This is a genomic window from Microbacterium sp. Cr-K32, assembly GCF_000708345.1.
Taxonomy (GTDB): Bacteria; Actinomycetota; Actinomycetes; order Actinomycetales; family Microbacteriaceae; genus Microbacterium; species Microbacterium maritypicum_A.
Genome location: NZ_JARD01000028.1, coordinates 106,658 through 122,831, shown reverse-complemented (window position 1 = coordinate 122,831; position 16,174 = coordinate 106,658). Strand labels below are relative to the sequence as shown.

General features: G+C 68.9%; 14 protein-coding genes. 9 read left to right on the top strand and 5 right to left on the bottom strand.

Annotation, left to right across the window (positions count from 1 at the left end; translation table 11 throughout):
- Nucleotides 1–43 precede the first annotated feature (43 nt).
- Together GZ64_RS0114935 and ald are read right to left on the bottom strand one after the other, a co-directional pair.
- A complete protein-coding gene (locus tag GZ64_RS0114935; protein ID WP_029267357.1) occupies nucleotides 44–1,243 on the bottom strand; it encodes a pyridoxal phosphate-dependent aminotransferase in 1,200 nt (399 codons plus the stop codon).
- Nucleotides 1,244–1,324: 81 nt separating this feature from the next.
- Nucleotides 1,325–2,419: an alanine dehydrogenase gene (gene ald, locus GZ64_RS0114930; protein ID WP_029267355.1), complete on the bottom strand. Its 1,095-nt coding sequence runs from the start codon at nucleotides 2,417–2,419 to the stop codon at nucleotides 1,325–1,327.
- 103 nt (nucleotides 2,420–2,522) lie between these two features.
- On the opposite strand from ald, the gene GZ64_RS0114925 reads away from it, so the two are divergent.
- On the top strand, nucleotides 2,523–3,041 hold the full coding sequence (locus GZ64_RS0114925; RefSeq protein ID WP_029258929.1) for an Lrp/AsnC family transcriptional regulator: 519 nt from the start codon (nucleotides 2,523–2,525) through the stop codon (nucleotides 3,039–3,041).
- Nucleotides 3,042–3,054: 13 nt separating this feature from the next.
- Here the strand turns inward: GZ64_RS0114925 and GZ64_RS0114920 are convergent, their stop codons facing one another.
- From GZ64_RS0114920 to aceA, 3 genes are all read right to left on the bottom strand, one after another.
- The gene (locus GZ64_RS0114920) at nucleotides 3,055–3,486 is read right to left on the bottom strand and encodes a hypothetical protein (protein WP_029258928.1); all 432 of its coding nucleotides are present in this window, start codon (nucleotides 3,484–3,486) and stop codon (nucleotides 3,055–3,057) included.
- A 98-nt stretch (nucleotides 3,487–3,584) separates the two neighbouring features.
- Nucleotides 3,585–5,255: a malate synthase A gene (aceB, locus tag GZ64_RS0114915; RefSeq protein ID WP_029267353.1), complete on the bottom strand. Its 1,671-nt coding sequence runs from the start codon at nucleotides 5,253–5,255 to the stop codon at nucleotides 3,585–3,587.
- Between the two features lie 124 nt (nucleotides 5,256–5,379).
- Nucleotides 5,380–6,705, bottom strand: a complete 1,326-nt coding sequence (gene aceA / locus GZ64_RS0114910; protein ID WP_029258926.1) for an isocitrate lyase — start codon at nucleotides 6,703–6,705, stop codon at nucleotides 5,380–5,382.
- Nucleotides 6,706–6,838: 133 nt separating this feature from the next.
- On the opposite strand from aceA, the gene GZ64_RS0114905 reads away from it, so the two are divergent.
- From GZ64_RS0114905 to GZ64_RS0114870, 8 genes are all read left to right on the top strand, one after another.
- Nucleotides 6,839–8,290 carry a helix-turn-helix domain-containing protein gene (locus tag GZ64_RS0114905; RefSeq protein ID WP_021201088.1) on the top strand — a complete coding sequence of 484 codons (1,452 nt, stop codon included), beginning with the start codon at nucleotides 6,839–6,841 and terminating at the stop codon, nucleotides 8,288–8,290.
- A 268-nt stretch (nucleotides 8,291–8,558) separates the two neighbouring features.
- A complete protein-coding gene (locus tag GZ64_RS0114900) occupies nucleotides 8,559–10,103 on the top strand; it encodes a glucoamylase family protein (protein ID WP_231479907.1) in 1,545 nt (514 codons plus the stop codon).
- A 36-nt stretch (nucleotides 10,104–10,139) separates the two neighbouring features.
- Nucleotides 10,140–10,766: a TetR/AcrR family transcriptional regulator gene (locus GZ64_RS0114895; protein ID WP_021201086.1), complete on the top strand. Its 627-nt coding sequence runs from the start codon at nucleotides 10,140–10,142 to the stop codon at nucleotides 10,764–10,766.
- A gap of 239 nt (nucleotides 10,767–11,005) precedes the next feature.
- The gene (locus tag GZ64_RS0114890; RefSeq protein ID WP_029258922.1) at nucleotides 11,006–12,109 is read left to right on the top strand and encodes an ABC transporter substrate-binding protein; all 1,104 of its coding nucleotides are present in this window, start codon (nucleotides 11,006–11,008) and stop codon (nucleotides 12,107–12,109) included.
- Nucleotides 12,109–12,906 (top strand): ABC transporter ATP-binding protein, encoded by a 798-nt coding sequence (locus GZ64_RS0114885; RefSeq protein WP_029267347.1) that lies wholly within the window; start codon nucleotides 12,109–12,111, stop codon nucleotides 12,904–12,906. The genes GZ64_RS0114890 and GZ64_RS0114885 overlap by 1 nt, the downstream gene beginning before the upstream one ends.
- The gene (locus tag GZ64_RS0114880) at nucleotides 12,899–13,747 is read left to right on the top strand and encodes an ABC transporter permease (protein WP_029267346.1); all 849 of its coding nucleotides are present in this window, start codon (nucleotides 12,899–12,901) and stop codon (nucleotides 13,745–13,747) included. Before GZ64_RS0114885 ends, GZ64_RS0114880 begins: the two co-directional genes overlap by 8 nt.
- Nucleotides 13,748–13,915: 168 nt before the next feature.
- On the top strand, nucleotides 13,916–15,295 hold the full coding sequence (locus tag GZ64_RS0114875; RefSeq protein ID WP_021201082.1) for an NtaA/DmoA family FMN-dependent monooxygenase: 1,380 nt from the start codon (nucleotides 13,916–13,918) through the stop codon (nucleotides 15,293–15,295).
- Nucleotides 15,288–16,172: a ribokinase gene (locus GZ64_RS0114870; protein ID WP_029267344.1), complete on the top strand. Its 885-nt coding sequence runs from the start codon at nucleotides 15,288–15,290 to the stop codon at nucleotides 16,170–16,172. Before GZ64_RS0114875 ends, GZ64_RS0114870 begins: the two co-directional genes overlap by 8 nt.
- Nucleotides 16,173–16,174: the final 2 nt, after the last annotated feature.

The window sequence follows — 16,174 nt, the reverse complement described above, 5'->3', positions numbered from 1 at the left end:
CTCCCATCTGAAGACGGGAGGGGCCTTCGTCGGGTTCCGCGGGTCAGGCGAACAGACGCTGCAGGCGCTGCACGCCCTCGAGCAGCTGCTCGTCGCCCAGTGCGTACGACATGCGGATGTAGCCGGAGGGACCGAAGGCCTCGCCGGGGACGACCGCGACCTCGGCCTGGTCGAGGATGAGATCGGCGAGTTCGAGCGAGGTGGTCGGGGTCACGCCGCCCCAGGTGCGGCCCAGCAGGCCCTGCACGTCGGGGTACACGTAGAACGCGCCCAGCGGGTTCGGTACGACGAGGCCGTCGATCTTCGACAGCTCCGAGACGATCAGCTGGCGGCGACGGTCGAAGGCCTGGCGCATCTGCTCGGCCTCGTCCTGCGGGCCGGTGAGCGCGGCGATCGCGGCCTTCTGGGCGACGTTGTTCACGTTGCTGGTGAGGTGCGACTGCAGGTTGCCGGCGATCTTGATGGCATCGGCCGGGCCGACCATCCAGCCCACGCGCCAGCCGGTCATGGCGTAGGTCTTCGCGACGCCGTTGACGAGGATCGTCTGGCTGGCGACCTCGGGCACGGCGTCGACGATCGAGGTGGCCTTGACACCCTCGTAGGTGAGGTTCTGGTAGATCTCGTCGCTGATGATCCAGATGCCGTGCTCGAGCGCCCACTCGCCGATGGCCTTGGTCTCCTCGGCGGTGTAGACGGAGCCGGTGGGGTTCGACGGGGAGACGAACACGAGGGCGGTGGTGCGGGCGGTGCGTGCGGCTTCGAGCTGCGCGACCGTGACCTTGTACTCCTGGTCGGCCCCGGCGAACACCTCGACGGGGGTGCCGTCGGCGAGGCGGATGGCCTCGGGGTACGTGGTCCAGTACGGGGCGGGCAGCAGCACCTCGTCGCCGGGGTTCACCACGGCCTGGAAGGCCTGGTAGACCGACTGCTTGCCGCCGTTGGTGACGATGACCTGGCTCGGAGACACCTCGAGTCCGGAGTCGCGGAGGGTCTTCGCCGCGATCGCCTCGCGCAGCGCAGGGAGGCCGGGAGCGGGCGTGTACCGGTAGCTCGCCGGGTCGGCCAGAGCCTCGGCCGCCGCATCCACGATGAACTGCGGCGTCGCGAAGTCGGGCTCGCCGGCAGCGTACGAGATGACGTCCTTGCCTTCGGCCTTGAGGGCCTTGGCCTTGGCATCGACCTTGAGGGTCGCGGACTCGGCGATGGCGGACAGCTTGCGGGAGAGGGGAGCGCGTTCGGTCACGATTACGAGCGTACTCGGGTCGGTGCGGCGGATGAGGTGTGGGATGCCGCCAAGATCCGGAGTTCTTTCGGGTTCGGAAGGTCAGTCGGTCGTGAGTCCGTGCGCCTGTGCGACGGCCGGAAGCGTGATGCGTCCGCCCTGCACGTTCAGACCCGCGGCCAGAGCGGCGTCGTCGGCCGCCGCCCGCTCCCAGCCCTTGCCGGCGATCGCCGAGACGTAGGGGAGGGTCGCGTTCGTCAGCGCACGGGTCGCGGTCTCGGGAACCGCGCCCGGCATGTTCGCCACGCAGTAGTAGATCGAGTCGTGCACCGCGAATGTAGGGTCGTCGTGGGTGGTCGGGCGCGAGCCCTCGAAGCATCCGCCCTGGTCGATCGCGATGTCGACGAGCACGGACCCCGGCTTCATCGCGGCGACCATGTCGTCGGTCACGAGCTTGGGGGCCGCGGCACCGGGGATGAGCACGGAGCCGATCACGAGGTCGGCGGTCTTGAGCTCTTCGGCGATGTCGTAGCGGCTTGACGCACGGGTCTCGAGGGCGCCGCCGTAGCGGTGCTCGAGCTCGCGCAGACGCGGTAGGGAGACGTCGATCACGGTGACCTTCGAGCCGAGTCCGAGGGCGTTCGCCGCGGCGTGTTCTCCAGCGACACCGCCGCCGATCACGACGGTCTTGGCGCGCGGCGTGCCGGCGATGCCGCCGAGCAGCATTCCACGTCCGCCCTGGGAACGCAGCAGCGAGTACGAGCCCATGGTGACCGAGAGGCGTCCGGCGATCTCGCTCATCGGCACGAGCAGCGGCAGGCTGCGGTCGGGGAGCTGCACGGTCTCGTACGCGACGGCGGTGGTCCCTGCCTCGACGAGGGCCGTCGTCAGCGCGCGGTCGGCAGCGAGATGCAGGTAGGTGAAGAGGGTGAGGTCGTCGCGCAGGAAGCCGTACTCCTGGGCGATCGGCTCCTTGACCTTGATGACCATATCGGCCTCGCCCCACGCGTCGGCGGCGGTGGCGACGATCTCGGCGCCGGCGGCCCGGTAGTCGTCGTCGGTGATGCGCGAGCCGAGCCCGGCCCCGGACTGCACGAGCACCCGGTGGCCCTCGTGCACCAGACGGTCGGCGCCGGCGGGAGTGAGGGAGACGCGGTTCTCGTTGTTCTTGACCTCGGTGGGGACGCCGATCTTCATTGATCCTCCAGGTTCGATGCGGTGCGGCACCCAGGATCGCAGAAACATCGACAGAACAACAGAATCGGTGAAGATGATTCGCGTGATGCGGAAATCCTGAATAATGCTTCGTATGGAGACGACCTCAGAGGCCCCGGAGCCGAACACCGTTCGGGCCCCCGCCCTGGATGCGATCGACGCCAGGATCGTGCAGCTGCTCACGGCCGACGGGCGCATGACGAATGCCGAGCTCGCCGGGCGTCTGGGTGTCGCGCCCTCGACGGCGCACACCCGGCTGCGGGCCCTCGTGGATCGCGGCGTGATCACGGGCTTCCACGCGAGTGTGGACGAGCGGGCACTCGGCGCGGGCCTGCAGGCGATCATCGGTGTCACGCTGCGTCCGAGCGGACGCCGGGAGAGCATCGTGGAGTTCGCCGACCGCGTGCGGGTGCTGCCGCCGGTGATCCAGCTCTTCTTCCTCGGTGGCGACGACGACTTCCTGCTGCACATCGCGGTCGCCGACTCGTCCGAGATGCGCGAGTTCGTGCTGGAGCATCTCTCGGCGCAGAGCAGCGTCGCCTCCACACGCACGAGCATCGTGTTCGACTACCACCGCAACTCGGTGGCCGCTTCCTTCCGCTGACGGCTGCCGCGGGTCAGGCGCCGTAGGACGCGGGCAGTGCGCAGTAGTCGGCGAACCGCCGCGTCGGGTGCGCGGGGTCGGTCACGTCGACGATCGCACCCGCGACCGTGTGCGGTGGCTCGTCGCCGGCCAGCTGCCACACGGCGTAGTTCCACATGCCCCTGGTGCGCTCGCCGAGCAGAGCCGCCGGTCCGGAGACGAGCAGGATGTCGCCGCTCTTCGGGCCTTCGCGGAACGCGGTGACCACGGAGCGGAGCTCGGCCTCGGCACCGTCCGGTGAGTGGTCGCGGATGACCGGCTGCCCTGACGCCGTCAGCGCGGCCGCGAGGTCGTCTGCCGCCTGTCGCGAGCGCCCGGCATCCGCCCCGGCCACCGCGAGCAGTCGTCGGCCGCGCGGGTAGAAGTGCAGGAACTCGGAGGCGATGTCCGCCCAGACGTCGGTCATGCCTCCAGGCTACGCCCGGGGAGGGGTATGGGAGCGGGAGCAGAGGGAGCCCCCGGGACCACGGCGGATGCCGCAGTCCCGGGGGCTCCCTCCTGTGCTCAGTCCTCGTCGATCAGGAACCGGCTGTAGGCGCCCAGTGTGAGGAAGGTGGGGAACTCCTCCTGGAGGGCGACCTCGCGGAAGATCTCCGCCGCGTCGTCGTACCGGTCGCCGTGGCTGCGCGTCGCCTGCGCGAGCACCTGGGCGATCAGACCCTCGATGTACTCCGCCGTGATCGGGGTGCCGTCCTGAGTGGTGCGGTCCTGGTGGATCCACTGCCACACCTGCGAGCGGCTGATCTCGGCCGTCGCGGCATCCTCCATCAGGTTGTCGATCGCCACGGCCCCGAGTCCGCGCAGCCAGGCCTCGAGGTAGCGGATGGCGACCGACACGTTGTCGCGCACGCCCTGTGCTGTGATGGGCCGGCCGATGTGCAGGTCGAGCAGGTCGCGGGCTTCCACGTGCACGTCATCTCGCTGACGGTCGACCTGGTTGGGGCGGTCGCCCAGCACGGCATCGAACTCCGCCTGCGCCGTGGGGATCAGGTCGGGGTGCGCCACCCAGGTGCCGTCGAAGCCGTCGCCGGCCTCGCGCTTCTTGTCGGCGGTGACCTTCTCGATCGCGCGTGCCGTCACCTCGGGGTCGCGGCGGTTGGGGATGAACGCGCTCATGCCGCCGATCGCGAAGGCGCCCCGCTTGTGGCAGGTCTGCACGAGCAGATCGGTGTACGCCCGCATGAACGGCACCGTCATCGTGACCTCGCTGCGATCGGGGAGCACGAAGCGCGCCCCGCGGCCGCGGTAGTTCTTGATGATCGAGAAGATGTAGTCCCAGCGGCCGGCGTTCAGGCCCGCGCAGTGGTCACGCAGCTCGTAGAGGATCTCGTCCATCTCGAACGCCGCCGGCAGGGTCTCGATCAGCACGGTCGCGCGGATCGTGCCGTGCGGGATGCCGATGTATTCCTCGCTGAACGAGAAGACGTCGTCCCACAGCTTCGCCTCCTCGCTGGACTCCAGCTTGGCGATGTAGAAGTACGGTCCGCGACCGCCGTCGATCAGTGCCTGCGCGTTGTGCAGGAAGTAGAGGCCGAAGTCGACCAGGGAGCCGGATGCCGAGGTGCGACGACCGGCGCGGTCGATGAAGGCGATGTGCTTCTCGGGCAGGTGCCACCCGCGAGGGCGCATCACGATCGTCGGCGTGCGCTCCGCCGTGACGCGGTACTCCTTGCCGGGGCCGGATTCAGAGGCAGGCGATGTGAACGACAGCTCGCCGCGGATGGCGTCACGGAGCGACAGCTGCCCCTCGATGACGTTCTTCCAGGTCGGGCTCGTGGCATCCTCCTGGTCGGCGAGCCACACCCGCGCGCCGGAGTTCAGCGCGTTGATCGTCATCTTCGGGTCGGTCGGTCCGGTGATCTCGACGCGGCGATCCTCGAGGCCGGGCCCGGCACCGGCGACCCGCCAGTCGCGATCCTCACGGATGTGCGCGGTGTCGTCGCGGAACTTCGGGTCATGACCGTTGCCGATCTCGAAGCGACGGCGCATGCGGTCGGCGAGGCGGTCGTGGCGACGGGAGGCGAAGCGGTGGTGCAGCTCGGTGAGGAAGGCGACCGCTTCGGGGGTCAGGATCTCCGCGTAGCGGTCGCGGAGGGGGCCGGTGACCTCGATCGCGGGACCCTGCTGGGTCGTCTGGATCGGAGCCGTGGTCGGGGGAGCGGTGGGAGTGGTCATGATCGTGAGTCCTTTGAGTCGTGTCGAGTACTGCGACGAATGCGTCGAGCACCGCGACGAAGAGGGGCCACGCGCCCGGAGGCTCCGCGCGGCGCGCCAGCGCCGTGTGGAGGGGGCGTGGGGATCAGTGGAACTGCGCGGCTTCGGTGGAGCCGGCGAGGGCGAGTGTCGCGCTGTCGGGGTTGAGCGCGGTGGAGATGACGTCGAAGTAGCCGGTGCCCGCCTCGCGCTGGTGCTTGGTGGCGGTGTAGCCGTCTGCTTCTGCGGCGAACTCGGCTTCCTGCAGCTCGACGTACGCGCTCATGGCGCGATCGGCGTAGCCGCGGGCGAGGTCGAACATCGAGTAGTTCAGGGCGTGGAAGCCGGCCAGCGTGATGAACTGGAACTTGTAGCCCAGGTCTGCCAGCTCCTGCTGGAACGTCGCGATCTCGGCGTCCGACAGGTGCTTCTTCCAGTTGAAGCTCGGCGAGCAGTTGTACGCCAGGAGCTTGCCGGGGAACTGCTCGTGGATCGCTGCGGCGAACGAGCGGGCGAGCTCGATGTCGGGCTCTCCCGTCTCGACCCACAGCAGGTCGGCATAAGGGGCGAAGGCGAGGCCGCGGCTGATGACCGACTCCAGTCCGGGCCGGATCCGGTAGAACCCCTCGGTGGTGCGCTCGCCGGTGGTGAACTGCTGGTCCCGCTCGTCGACGTCGCTGGTGAGCAGGTCGGCGGCGAGGGCATCGGTGCGGGCGATGATGACGGTTGGCACTCCGGCGACGTCGGCCGCGAGGCGGGCCGCGTTCAGGGTGCGGATGTGCTGCTGGGTGGGCACGAGCACCTTGCCGCCGAGGTGACCGCACTTCTTCTCGCTGGCCAGCTGGTCCTCCCAGTGGATACCGGCGGCACCGGACTGAATGAGCGACTGCGCCAGCTCGTAGGCGTTCAGGGGCCCTCCGAAGCCCGCCTCGGCGTCGGCGACGATCGGCGCGAGCCAGTCCTGCGTGGTCTCGCCCTCAGCGTGCTCGAGTTGGTCCTGGCGGATGAGCGCGTTGTTGATGCGGCGCACGACCGCCGGCACCGAGTTCGCGGGATACAGCGACTGGTCGGGGTAGGTCTGGCCGGCGAGGTTGCCGTCGGCGGCGACCTGCCATCCGGAGAGATAGATGGCCTTGAGTCCCGCCCGCACCTGCTGCACGGCCTGGCCGCCGGTGTAGGCGCCGAGCGCACGGACGTAGTCCTCGGTGTGCAGGAGGTTCCACAGATTGTCGGCACCGCGATGGGCGAGCGTGGCCTCTTCGCGGACCGAACCGCGGATGCGGATGACGTCTTCGGCCGAGTAGGTGCGCTCGACGCCGTCCCAGCGGGGGTCGGTGTCCCAGATCTCCTGGAGCTCGGCGGCCGTCTGAACCTGGTCGCCGGCTCGCAGACCGGCGGGGCGGGGCGTCGGGGTGTGGGCGGTGTTCGTCATGGTGTCTCCTCGGTGGATCCGGCGGCTGTGCCGGTGTGGCGTGGTTCCACTGTGCGTGAAGTTCGGAGGGCTGATCGACCGAATGTGAGGAGAAGATCGATGGAAATTCTGTTTCTGTGACAGAATCGGCCGCATGAGCACCATCGACGCTGCAGAAGAGGCCGACGCTCTCACGATCGGCCGCCGCATCCGCCAGCTCCGCACGGCGAAGGGCATGACCCTCGACGACCTCGCCTCTGCCGTCGATCGAGCGCCGAGCCAGATGTCGATGATCGAGACCGGAAAGCGCGAACCCAAGCTCACGCAGCTGCAGGCGATCGCCCGGGCGCTCGGGGTCACGATCGATGCGCTGCTGGAGGGCGAGCCGCTCGACGAGCGCAGTGCGGTCGAGATCGCGCTGGAGCGGGCGATGAAGGGGCAGACGTTCCAGGCGCTGGGCATCGAGCCTTTCCGCATCGCGAAGAGCCTGCCGACCGACGCTCTGAAAGCACTGCTCGCCCTGCACGGCGAGATCGACCGGCTCAAGGATGAGCGGGCCGCGACACCGGAGGAGGCCCGGCGGGCGAACGTCGAGTTGCGGCACCTGATGCGTCGGCAGGACAACCACTTCGCCGACCTCGAGGCGAAGGCCGCCGAGATCCTCTCCGCGGTCGGTCATCCGGGTGGTCCGCTGACCCAGCGCACGGCGTCCGAGATCGCGGCCTACCTGGGCTTCACCCTGCACTACGCGCCCGACCTGCCGCAGACCACCCGGAGCGTCGCCGACCTCGCGAACGGCCGGCTCTACCTGTCGAGCAGCGTGCCCGCGAAGGGCGATGCCCGCACCGCGGTGCTGCAGGCGCTGTCGAGCCGTATCCTCGGGCACTCCGAGCCGCGCAGTTACGCCGAGTTCCTGCGTCAGCGCGTGGAGACGAACTACCTCACCGGTGCGCTCCTCATCCCCGAGGCGCATGTGGTCCCGGCGCTGAAGGATGCCAAGCAGCGTCGGGCGATCTCGATCGAAGACCTGCGCGACGCCTACTCGGTGTCGTACGAGACGGCCGCGCATCGGTTCACGAACCTCGCGACCCGGCACCTCGACATCCCGGTGCACTTCCTCAAGGTGCATGAGTCGGGCACGATCACCAAGGCGTACGAGAACGACGACGTGAACTTCCCCACCGACCGTCTCGGGGCCATCGAGGGGCAGATGTGCTGCCGCCGGTGGACCTCGCGTGTGGTGTTCGACGAGGACGACCGCTTCAACCCGTATTACCAGTACACCGACACCGGGAACGGCACCTACTGGTGCACCGCCCGGGTGGAGTCGTCGAGCGAGGGGCTGCACTCCGTCAGCGTGGGTGTGCGCTTCGACGACACGAAGTGGTTCGTGGGGCGCGACACCTCGCATCGGGGCGTCTCGAAGCACTCGGTCGAGGTGTGCTGCCGCCGGGCGCCGGCCGACCTGGAGGACCGCTGGCGAGACAACTCCTGGCCGAACGTGAAGACCCCGCGCACGCTGCTGGCGACCCTTCCGACCGGGGCCTTCCCCGGCGTCGACACGACCGACGTGTACGAGTTCCTGGAGGCGCACGCCCCCCGCTGACCCCGCCCCGCCCGTCCCCGCCCTCCGCCCCCGCTCCCGCCCGCTCCGCCCGGCGTTCCGGTCGCAGTTGCTGCCGCCCGGGAGCGGCGAAGGCGACAGGAAGTGCGACCGGAGCGGGCGGATCGACTCGCGCGGGCATCCTGCGCAGGCTACGGAGCGGACGGAAGCGGGGGTTGAGCCAACACTGAACACCTGTTAGGTTTTCGCGTGTGGAGTGGCTCCGGTCAGCGGCGCCCGTTCTCGATGAGGAGACGTGATGACGCGATGGATGAGCACACTGGCCACGGTCGGACTGGTCGTCTCAGGCCTGGCCCTGGCCGGACCGGCGGCGGCGGGAGGCGGCCGTCAGGGCGACGCCGAGCTCACGCGCTGGGCGCAGGACACCTGGGGCTCCCTCGTGGCGATGACCGATGAGGAGACGGGCCTTCCGGCCGACAACATCACCGGCGACCTGCAGACCCCCAGCGCATACACTTCTCCGACGAACATCGGCGGATACCTGTGGTCGACCGTCACGGCGCGAGACCTCGGCATCATCGGCGCCGACGAGGCGCGCAGCCGCATGTCCGCCACGCTCGACACCCTCGAAGGGCTCGAGCGCAATGACGCGAGCGGCATGTTCTACAACTGGTACTCGCCCACGACGGGGGAGAAGCTGACGACCTGGCCCGACTCCGGCGATCCCGTGCACCCGTTCCTCAGCACGGTCGACAACGGGTGGCTGGCCGCCGCCCTGCGTATCGTCCGCGAGGCGGATCCTGCCCTCGCGGTGCAGGCGGACGCCCTCTACGACTCCATGGACTTCGCCTCGTTCTTCGATCCCGCGGGTGCCGCCGGCCTCCCCGCCGGCACCAACCGCGGCGGTTTCTGGGACGAGGTGCCGCCGGACTGCAGCGTCGCGGCCCCGATGTACAACGGATCGGGCGAGACCGCCTACTACACCTGCCACCACTACGACACGACCGTGAGCGAGAGCCGCATCGCGACCTATCTCGGCATCGCCAACGGCCAGATCCCGGCGACGGCGTTGTACGGCACGCATCGCACGATGCCGCCCGGCTGCGACTGGGCCTGGCAGGAGCAGCTTCCCGAGGGGGAGTACCGCACCTACGACGGCGTCGAGGTCTGGGAAGGCGCGTACAGCTATGACGGTATGTCGTTCGTCCCCAGCTGGGGCGGCAGCATGTTCGAGTCGCTGATGCCCGACCTGCTCGTCCCGGAGACGAAGTGGGGTCCGAAGTCGTGGAAGCTCAATCATCCGATCACGGTCGCCGTGCAGAAGCAGCACGGGCTCGACGAGGCCGGATACGGGTATTGGGGCTTCTCGCCCGCGAGTGATCCCTTCGGCGGATACGCGGAATACGGCGTCGACATCGCGGGCATGCGGTCTGACGGCTACACGTCCGACGTGGAGAAGACCGACGTCGATGTGGACCGTCCGGGCTGTGCGGTGGGCACGAACCCCGCTCCCGAGTTCGGCGACGGCGTGATCACGCCGCATGCGGCCTTCCTCGCGCTGCCCTATGACCGCAAGGGTGTGCTGCGCAACCTCGAAGGCATCGAGGAGGATCTCGGCGCCTATGGCCCCGGTGGGTTCTACGACGCGGTCGCCGTGAAGAGCGGCACGATCGCCGAGCGCTACCTGTCACTCGACCAGTCGATGATCATGGCGGCGATCGGCAACGAACTCACGAAGGATAAGCTCAAGGACTACTTCGTGGATCGCGAGATGGAGAAGCTTCTGCGTCCCGCGATGCGGCAGCAGGAATTCAGCTCGTCGTGGGGTGCGGGCGGCAACGGCCACCAGGGCTGAACCGCCGCTTCCCTCGACGAGGGATGGGAGTGGGCAGTGGGAACGGACGGCCAGCCGACAGCGGGTCGTGGCCCCCGTGGCTCCTACGCCACGGGGCAGGCGCGACGGCAGGCGATCGTCGACGAAGCGCTGGTCGTGTTCTCCCGGACCGGATTCCACGGCGGGTCGCTGCGGGAGATCGCGAAGCGCGTCGGCGTGACGCCTGCCGGCCTCCTGCATCACTTCGCCGACAAGGAGGAGCTGTTCGCCGAGGTGCTGCACCAGCGCGACGAGAAGGTACGAGCGGCCGCGGGCGATCCTGCGGAGCACACCCTCCTCGAGCAGGCGAAGAGAGTCGTCGCCCACAATCAGACCTCGCGCGGCCTCACGTCGTTGTACGCGATCGTCTCGGCCGAGGCGACCGATCCGGAGCATCCGTCGCACGCCGAGTTCGCCGCCCGCTACCGGGCACGAGCCGACGAAGCCGTGGAGATCCTCCGCCGTGGGCAGGAAGCCGGTGAGGTGCGCGACGACATCGACCCCGCGCTCGCCGCACGCCTGATCAGCGCCGTCATGGACGGGATCCAGCTGCAGTGGCTCCTCGACGAATCCGTCGACATGGTCCCGCTCTTCGACGAGTTCGTGCGCCGCTACCTCTACCCTGCCGCTCCTCCTCAGTCCTGACGGCACGCGCTCCGCCCGCGCTCCCGCTCTGTATCGCCGAGTGCACGGCTTCCTGCCGAGTGCACGGCTTCTCGACGTCGACAAGTCGTGCACTCGGCGAGTTCGCGTGCACTCGACGCCCGTCCAGCCCCCGTCCGTGTCGTGCCTGTCGTCAAAAGTTAGTTTGATCTTGCTTAGTCAATCTTGACTATGTTACTTTCATCGAGCCATCAACGACGAACGGCCGAGAAGGGACCCTCATGGCTACTTCCTCTGCGGAAACCCGATTCCGCATCACTGCCACCCTGACGTGCGTTCTCGCCGCCACGCTGACGCTCGGAGCATGCTCCGCGCAGACGCCAGGCGGCGATACCGCCCCCACGAGTGCGAGCGACACCGACGCCTGCAAGCGGAATCAGGATGCCGGCACCATCACCTACATCTCCGGCTACGGCTACTCCGCCAGCGCCGGCCAGCTCGACGTGTTCCTCGCCGAGGAGCTGGGCTACTTCGACGACCTGTGCCTCGATGTCGAGATCAACGCCTCCGGGGCGAACGGGCAGCAGCTCGTGGCATCCGGTCAGGCCCAGTTCACCGCTCTCGGTTCTGCATCCGACGTGATGCTGGCGGCGGCGAACAGCAAGAACCTCACGGCGGTCGCCACCTACGGCACGACCCCGCCGTTCTCGATCTTCGGCAACGAGAAGCTCGAGAGCCTGAAGGACCTCGAGGGCGGATCGCTCGGATACTTCATCAACCTGACGCCGATCGCCTCGGCCATGCTCGACGAGGCCGGCGTCGACGTCTCGAAGGTCGAGATGGTCAAGATGACCAACTACGACCCCACGGTCGTCGTCCGCGAGCAGGTCGACGCGATCGTCGGCTACGCCTCCAACCAGCCGCAGTCGCTCAAGGCTCAGGGCCTGCCGTTCAGCGAGTTCCTCCCCGCCGATCTCGGCGTCGAGGGTACATACAACGTGATGGAGGTGAACTCCCGATTCCTCGACGAGCACCGCGAGGTCGCCGCCGACTTCATGCGGGCGAGCCTCAAGGCGCTGCAGTACTGCCTGGACGAGTCGGATGCCTGCATCGACAAGCTCGCGAAGCTGGCCGAGGACAGCGGTCAGGGCGCAGCGTTCCCCCGCGACCAGCTCGCCCGCACGTGGGAGGTGGAGTCCGCGTGGGTGCGCGAGAGCGCCGGCGGGAACCCCGGCGTGCAGAACGAGTCGATGTGGGAGCCCGAGTACGCCCTCGTGAAGAAGTACGGCGACGTCAAGGAGCTGCCCGCGATCGCCGACATGATGGACGCCGACCTGGTCGCCGACCTCTACGACGGCGACGCCCTGATCTGGCAGGAGAAGTGATGACGGTCGCACACGGCGCCGGCGTCGAGGTCAGGAACGTCTCGAAGTCGTTCGGCGTCGACGGCGCGAAGGTCACCGTGCTCGATGATGTGAGCCTGACGATCGGAATGGGCGAGTTCGTGTCGGTGATCGGCCCGAGCGGCTGCGGCAAGTCCACACTGCTCAAGGTCGTCGCCGGCCTTCTCGACGCCGACTCCGGAACCGTCACGATCGACGGCGAGAGCGTCACGGCGGCTTCGCGCGACAAGAAGATCGGTCTCGTGCCGCAGTCGCCCGCACTGCTGCCGTGGAAGACGGTGCGCGAGAACGTCGAGCTGCCGGTGCGGATCAACGCCAAGGCGAACTCCGGACGCGCACTGCGCGATCCCGCGGAGCTGTTGTCGACGTTCGGGCTCGGACAGGCGATGAAGAAGTACCCCGGTCAGCTCTCCGGCGGCATGCAGCAGCGCGCCGCGATCGCCAGGGCGTTCGTGTTCGACCCGGCCATCATGCTGATGGACGAGCCGTTCTCGGCGCTGGACGAGATGAACCGCGACCTGCAGCGGATCGCGCTGCTGGAGTTCTGGCAGTCCAACCGCAAGGCCGTCATGTTCGTCACGCACTCGGTGCCGGAGGCGATCATGCTCTCCGACCGCATCGTGGTGATGGCCGCGCACCCGGGGCGCATCGCCCAGGTGATCGATGTGAACCTGCCGCGGCCGCGCACCGAAGAGGCCTACGCGACGGACGAGTTCCGCGAACTGGAAGCAGTCGTGCGCGGTGCGCTGCGCGCGCAGACGGAGAAGGCCCATGTCTGAGCTGACGATGAGAGACACGACCGCGACCCTCGCGACCGCCCGCCTGAAGGCCCAACCACGCCGGGGAGTTCCTTCCTGGCTGCGCTGGGGAGCGTGGGGACCCACGTTGATCACCTTCGTGATCGCCGCTCTCCTCTGGCAGGTCGTGGCCTGGACCAACCCGTACGTGCTGCCGACGCTGGAGGCGATCGGCGCCAGCCTCGTCGATGACGCCGGCATGTACTGGTCGAACTTCCTCGTCACGCTCCTCGAGGTGGTGGTCGGCGCCGCCGCCGGCATCCTCGCCGGGTTCCTGCTGGCGGTGATCATGGCGGAGTTCCAGATCATCGAGCGGGCCGTGATGCCGCTCGTGATCATCGTGATGGTGACCCCGATCGTGGCGATCGCCCCCGCACTGGTCGTGGCCTTCGGCTTCGGCATGGTGCCGAAGTTCATCGTGACGGGGCTCGTGGTGTTCTTCCCGATGCTCGTGAACTCGCTCGCGGGTCTGCGCGACGTCGATCAGAAGGCGCTCGACGTCTTCAAGACGCTGCACGCCTCGCGGTGGGAGATCTTCCGCGAGCTGCGCTTTCCCGGCAGCATGCCCTACGTGTTCGCAGGGCTCCGCATCGCCCTGCCGCTCGCGGTGGTCGGCGCGGCGGTCGCCGAGTTCGTCGCGGCGGGACAGCAGGCCGGTCTCGGCTCGCTCGTCACCACGTCTGCGGCGCAGGCGAACCTCGCGGTCACCTGGGCCAGCATCGCTCTGCTCTGCCTGCTCGGTGTGCTCCTGATCATCGTCCTCGCCCTGGTGCGCAAGCGCGTGCTCTGGTGGAGCGACGGCGAGGTCACGGCCAAGGGCTGACGCGGCACCCTCATCCCGGGACGGGTGCCCCCCCAACCCGTCCCGGGGTTCCTCCGGCGTGCCCGGAACCACTCCAGAACCGCTCCGGAACCAGCAGAACGACTCCGGAACCAGCAGAACGACTTCGGAACCAGCAGAACGAACCACCCACAAGGAAGGCACCCGCACATGACCGATCAGAACACCGTCAAGCAGTTGCGTCTCGGCCTCTTCGAGAACGCCCAGGCGAACGACTCCGGCACCGCCACGTGGCGGCACCCCGACAACGGGCGCTACCTGTTCGACAAGCTCGAGTACTGGCGCGACACCGCGCGCATGGTCGAGGACGCCGGGTTCGACTTCCTGTTCCTCGCGGATGCCTGGGGGTGGGCCGACGTCGCCGGCGAGCGTCCCGACATCTGCTCCCTCGAAGGTCTCGACCTGCCGCGTCTGGACCCGGCGATCATCCTCGCCGCTCTCATCCCCGAGACGACGCGCCTGGGGCTCGTCGCCACCGGCTCGACACTGCTCGAACCGCCCTATTCGTTCGCGCGACGGATGGCGACGCTCGACATCCTCTCCGGCGGCCGCATCGGCTGGAACGTGGTCACCACCGGCACGGCGGACACGGCGGTGCAGGGCTTCGGCGTGCCGATGGTCGGCCACGACGAGCGCTACCTCATGGCCGACGACTTCATGCAGGTCGTCTACAAGCTGTGGGAGCAGGCGTGGGAGGAAGGGGCTCTGGAGCGCGACAAGTCCGGGCGCTTCGCCGACCCGTCGAAGGTGCACCGCATCGCCCACGACGGCCCGTACTTCCGATCGCACGGCTACGGCAACACCTCGCGCTCGCCGCAGGGTACCCCGGTGCTGTTCCAGGCCGGGGCTTCCCCCGCGGGCCGGGAGTTCGGGGGCAAGCACGGCGAGGCGATCTTCGTCGGCAGCGGCTCGGTCGAGCAGCTGCGTGCGCACTCGTCGGCGATCCGCGAAGAGGCCGTCAAGAACGGCCGCGGGGCCGACGAGGTGAAGATCATGTCGGCATTCGCCGCGATCGTCGGCAGCACCGAGGAAGAGGCGCAGCGCAAGTACGCCGAGGTCGCCGACGCGCAGAACCCCGACGTCACCGTCGCCTCCTACGCATGGTTCACCGGCCTCGACCTCTCGGCCTATGCGCCGAACACGCCGATGTCGGAGCTGAGCACCGAGCTGTCGCAGACCCAGGTCGCCCGCTTCGCCGACAAGACGGTCGGCGACGTTCTCGGAGACTGGCACGCGCACGGCGTCGGCGCCCGCCCGATCGTCGGCACCCCCGAGCAGGTGGCAGACCGGATGATCGAGCTCGCCGACGGCGCCGACCTGGACGGATTCCTGTTCGCTCCCGTCATCCCGCCGGCGTCGACGGTCGACTTCATCGAGCACGTGCTGCCGATCCTCAAGGAGCGGGGTGCGATCGCCGAACCCTCGGCCGAGCCGCAGTCGCTGCGTGAGCGTCTGATCGGCACGCCGACGCCGGCGCTCGCCGACTCGCACACCGGCTCCCAGTACCGACGGACGATGTCGCGTGTCTGACACCCTCACCGGTGTCGCCGTCGTGGGGAGCGCGAATCTCGATCTCGTGGTCGAGGTTTCGCGCCCTCCCCGCGTCGGCGAGACCCTGCTCGGTCGGGCCGGCGGCCGCTTCGCCGGGGGCAAGGGGCTGAATCAGGCCGTCGCCTCCGCACGCAGCGGGGCTCCGACCCGGTTCTGTGCGGTGGTCGGAACGGACGAGGCCGCCGACGTGCTGCAGCAGACGCTGGCGGATGCCGGAGTCGCGGCGGCCCTGCGCCGGAGTGCCGCCGTTCCGACCGGCGTCGCCCACGTGCTGGCTTTCGACGACGGCGACAACAGCATCATCGTCGCGGCCGGTGCGAACGCCGAGCTCGACGTCGACGACGCGGTCGCCGGGATCGCGGGCGCGGCGGTCGTGCTCGCGCAGCTGGAGGTTCCGCTCGCGAGCGTGGCGGCCGCCCTGCGCGCGGGCCGGACGGCCGGAGCCCTGACGATCCTGAACGCCGCGCCCGCACATGCCGAGGCGGTCGAGATGCTCGGCGACGTCGACGTGCTGGTGGTTAACGAGACCGAGTGCACCGAACTCGGCGGCATCGACCGGCTGCACGCCGCCGGTGCCCCGGTCGTGGTTCTCACCCGGGGTGCTGGGGGAGTGGTGCTGCATCGCGCGGGGAGCGATCCTCTGCAGGCCGACGCGTTCCGGATCGATCCGGTGGATACGACCGGCGCCGGCGATGCGTTCTGTGGAGCGTTGGCCGCCGCGCTCGCCCAGGGAGAAGCAATCGAGACGGCGCTGATCCGGGCCTGTGCGGCCGGCGCCGTGGTGGCGCAGCATCGGGGTGCGACGACGTCGGCCCTGTCGCGCGCGTCGATCGACGCGCTCGTCTCGTCGCGCTGACC

Bases quoted from the DNA above. Each gene is read 5' to 3' on its own strand.
- ald (WP_029267355.1), bottom strand. From the start codon at position 2,419: ATGAAGATCGGCGTCCCCACCGAGGTCAAGAACAACGAGAACCGCGTC.
- GZ64_RS0114925 (WP_029258929.1), top strand. From the start codon at position 2,523: ATGCTTCGTATGGAGACGACCTCAGAGGCCCCGGAGCCGAACACCGTT.
- GZ64_RS0114920 (WP_029258928.1), bottom strand. From the start codon at position 3,486: ATGACCGACGTCTGGGCGGACATCGCCTCCGAGTTCCTGCACTTCTAC.
- aceB (WP_029267353.1), bottom strand. From the start codon at position 5,255: ATGACCACTCCCACCGCTCCCCCGACCACGGCTCCGATCCAGACGACC.
- aceA (WP_029258926.1), bottom strand. From the start codon at position 6,705: ATGACGAACACCGCCCACACCCCGACGCCCCGCCCCGCCGGTCTGCGA.
- GZ64_RS0114905 (WP_021201088.1), top strand. From the start codon at position 6,839: ATGAGCACCATCGACGCTGCAGAAGAGGCCGACGCTCTCACGATCGGC.
- GZ64_RS0114900 (WP_231479907.1), top strand. From the start codon at position 8,559: ATGAGCACACTGGCCACGGTCGGACTGGTCGTCTCAGGCCTGGCCCTG.
- GZ64_RS0114890 (WP_029258922.1), top strand. From the start codon at position 11,006: ATGGCTACTTCCTCTGCGGAAACCCGATTCCGCATCACTGCCACCCTG.
- GZ64_RS0114885 (WP_029267347.1), top strand. From the start codon at position 12,109: ATGACGGTCGCACACGGCGCCGGCGTCGAGGTCAGGAACGTCTCGAAG.
- GZ64_RS0114880 (WP_029267346.1), top strand. From the start codon at position 12,899: ATGTCTGAGCTGACGATGAGAGACACGACCGCGACCCTCGCGACCGCC.
- GZ64_RS0114875 (WP_021201082.1), top strand. From the start codon at position 13,916: ATGACCGATCAGAACACCGTCAAGCAGTTGCGTCTCGGCCTCTTCGAG.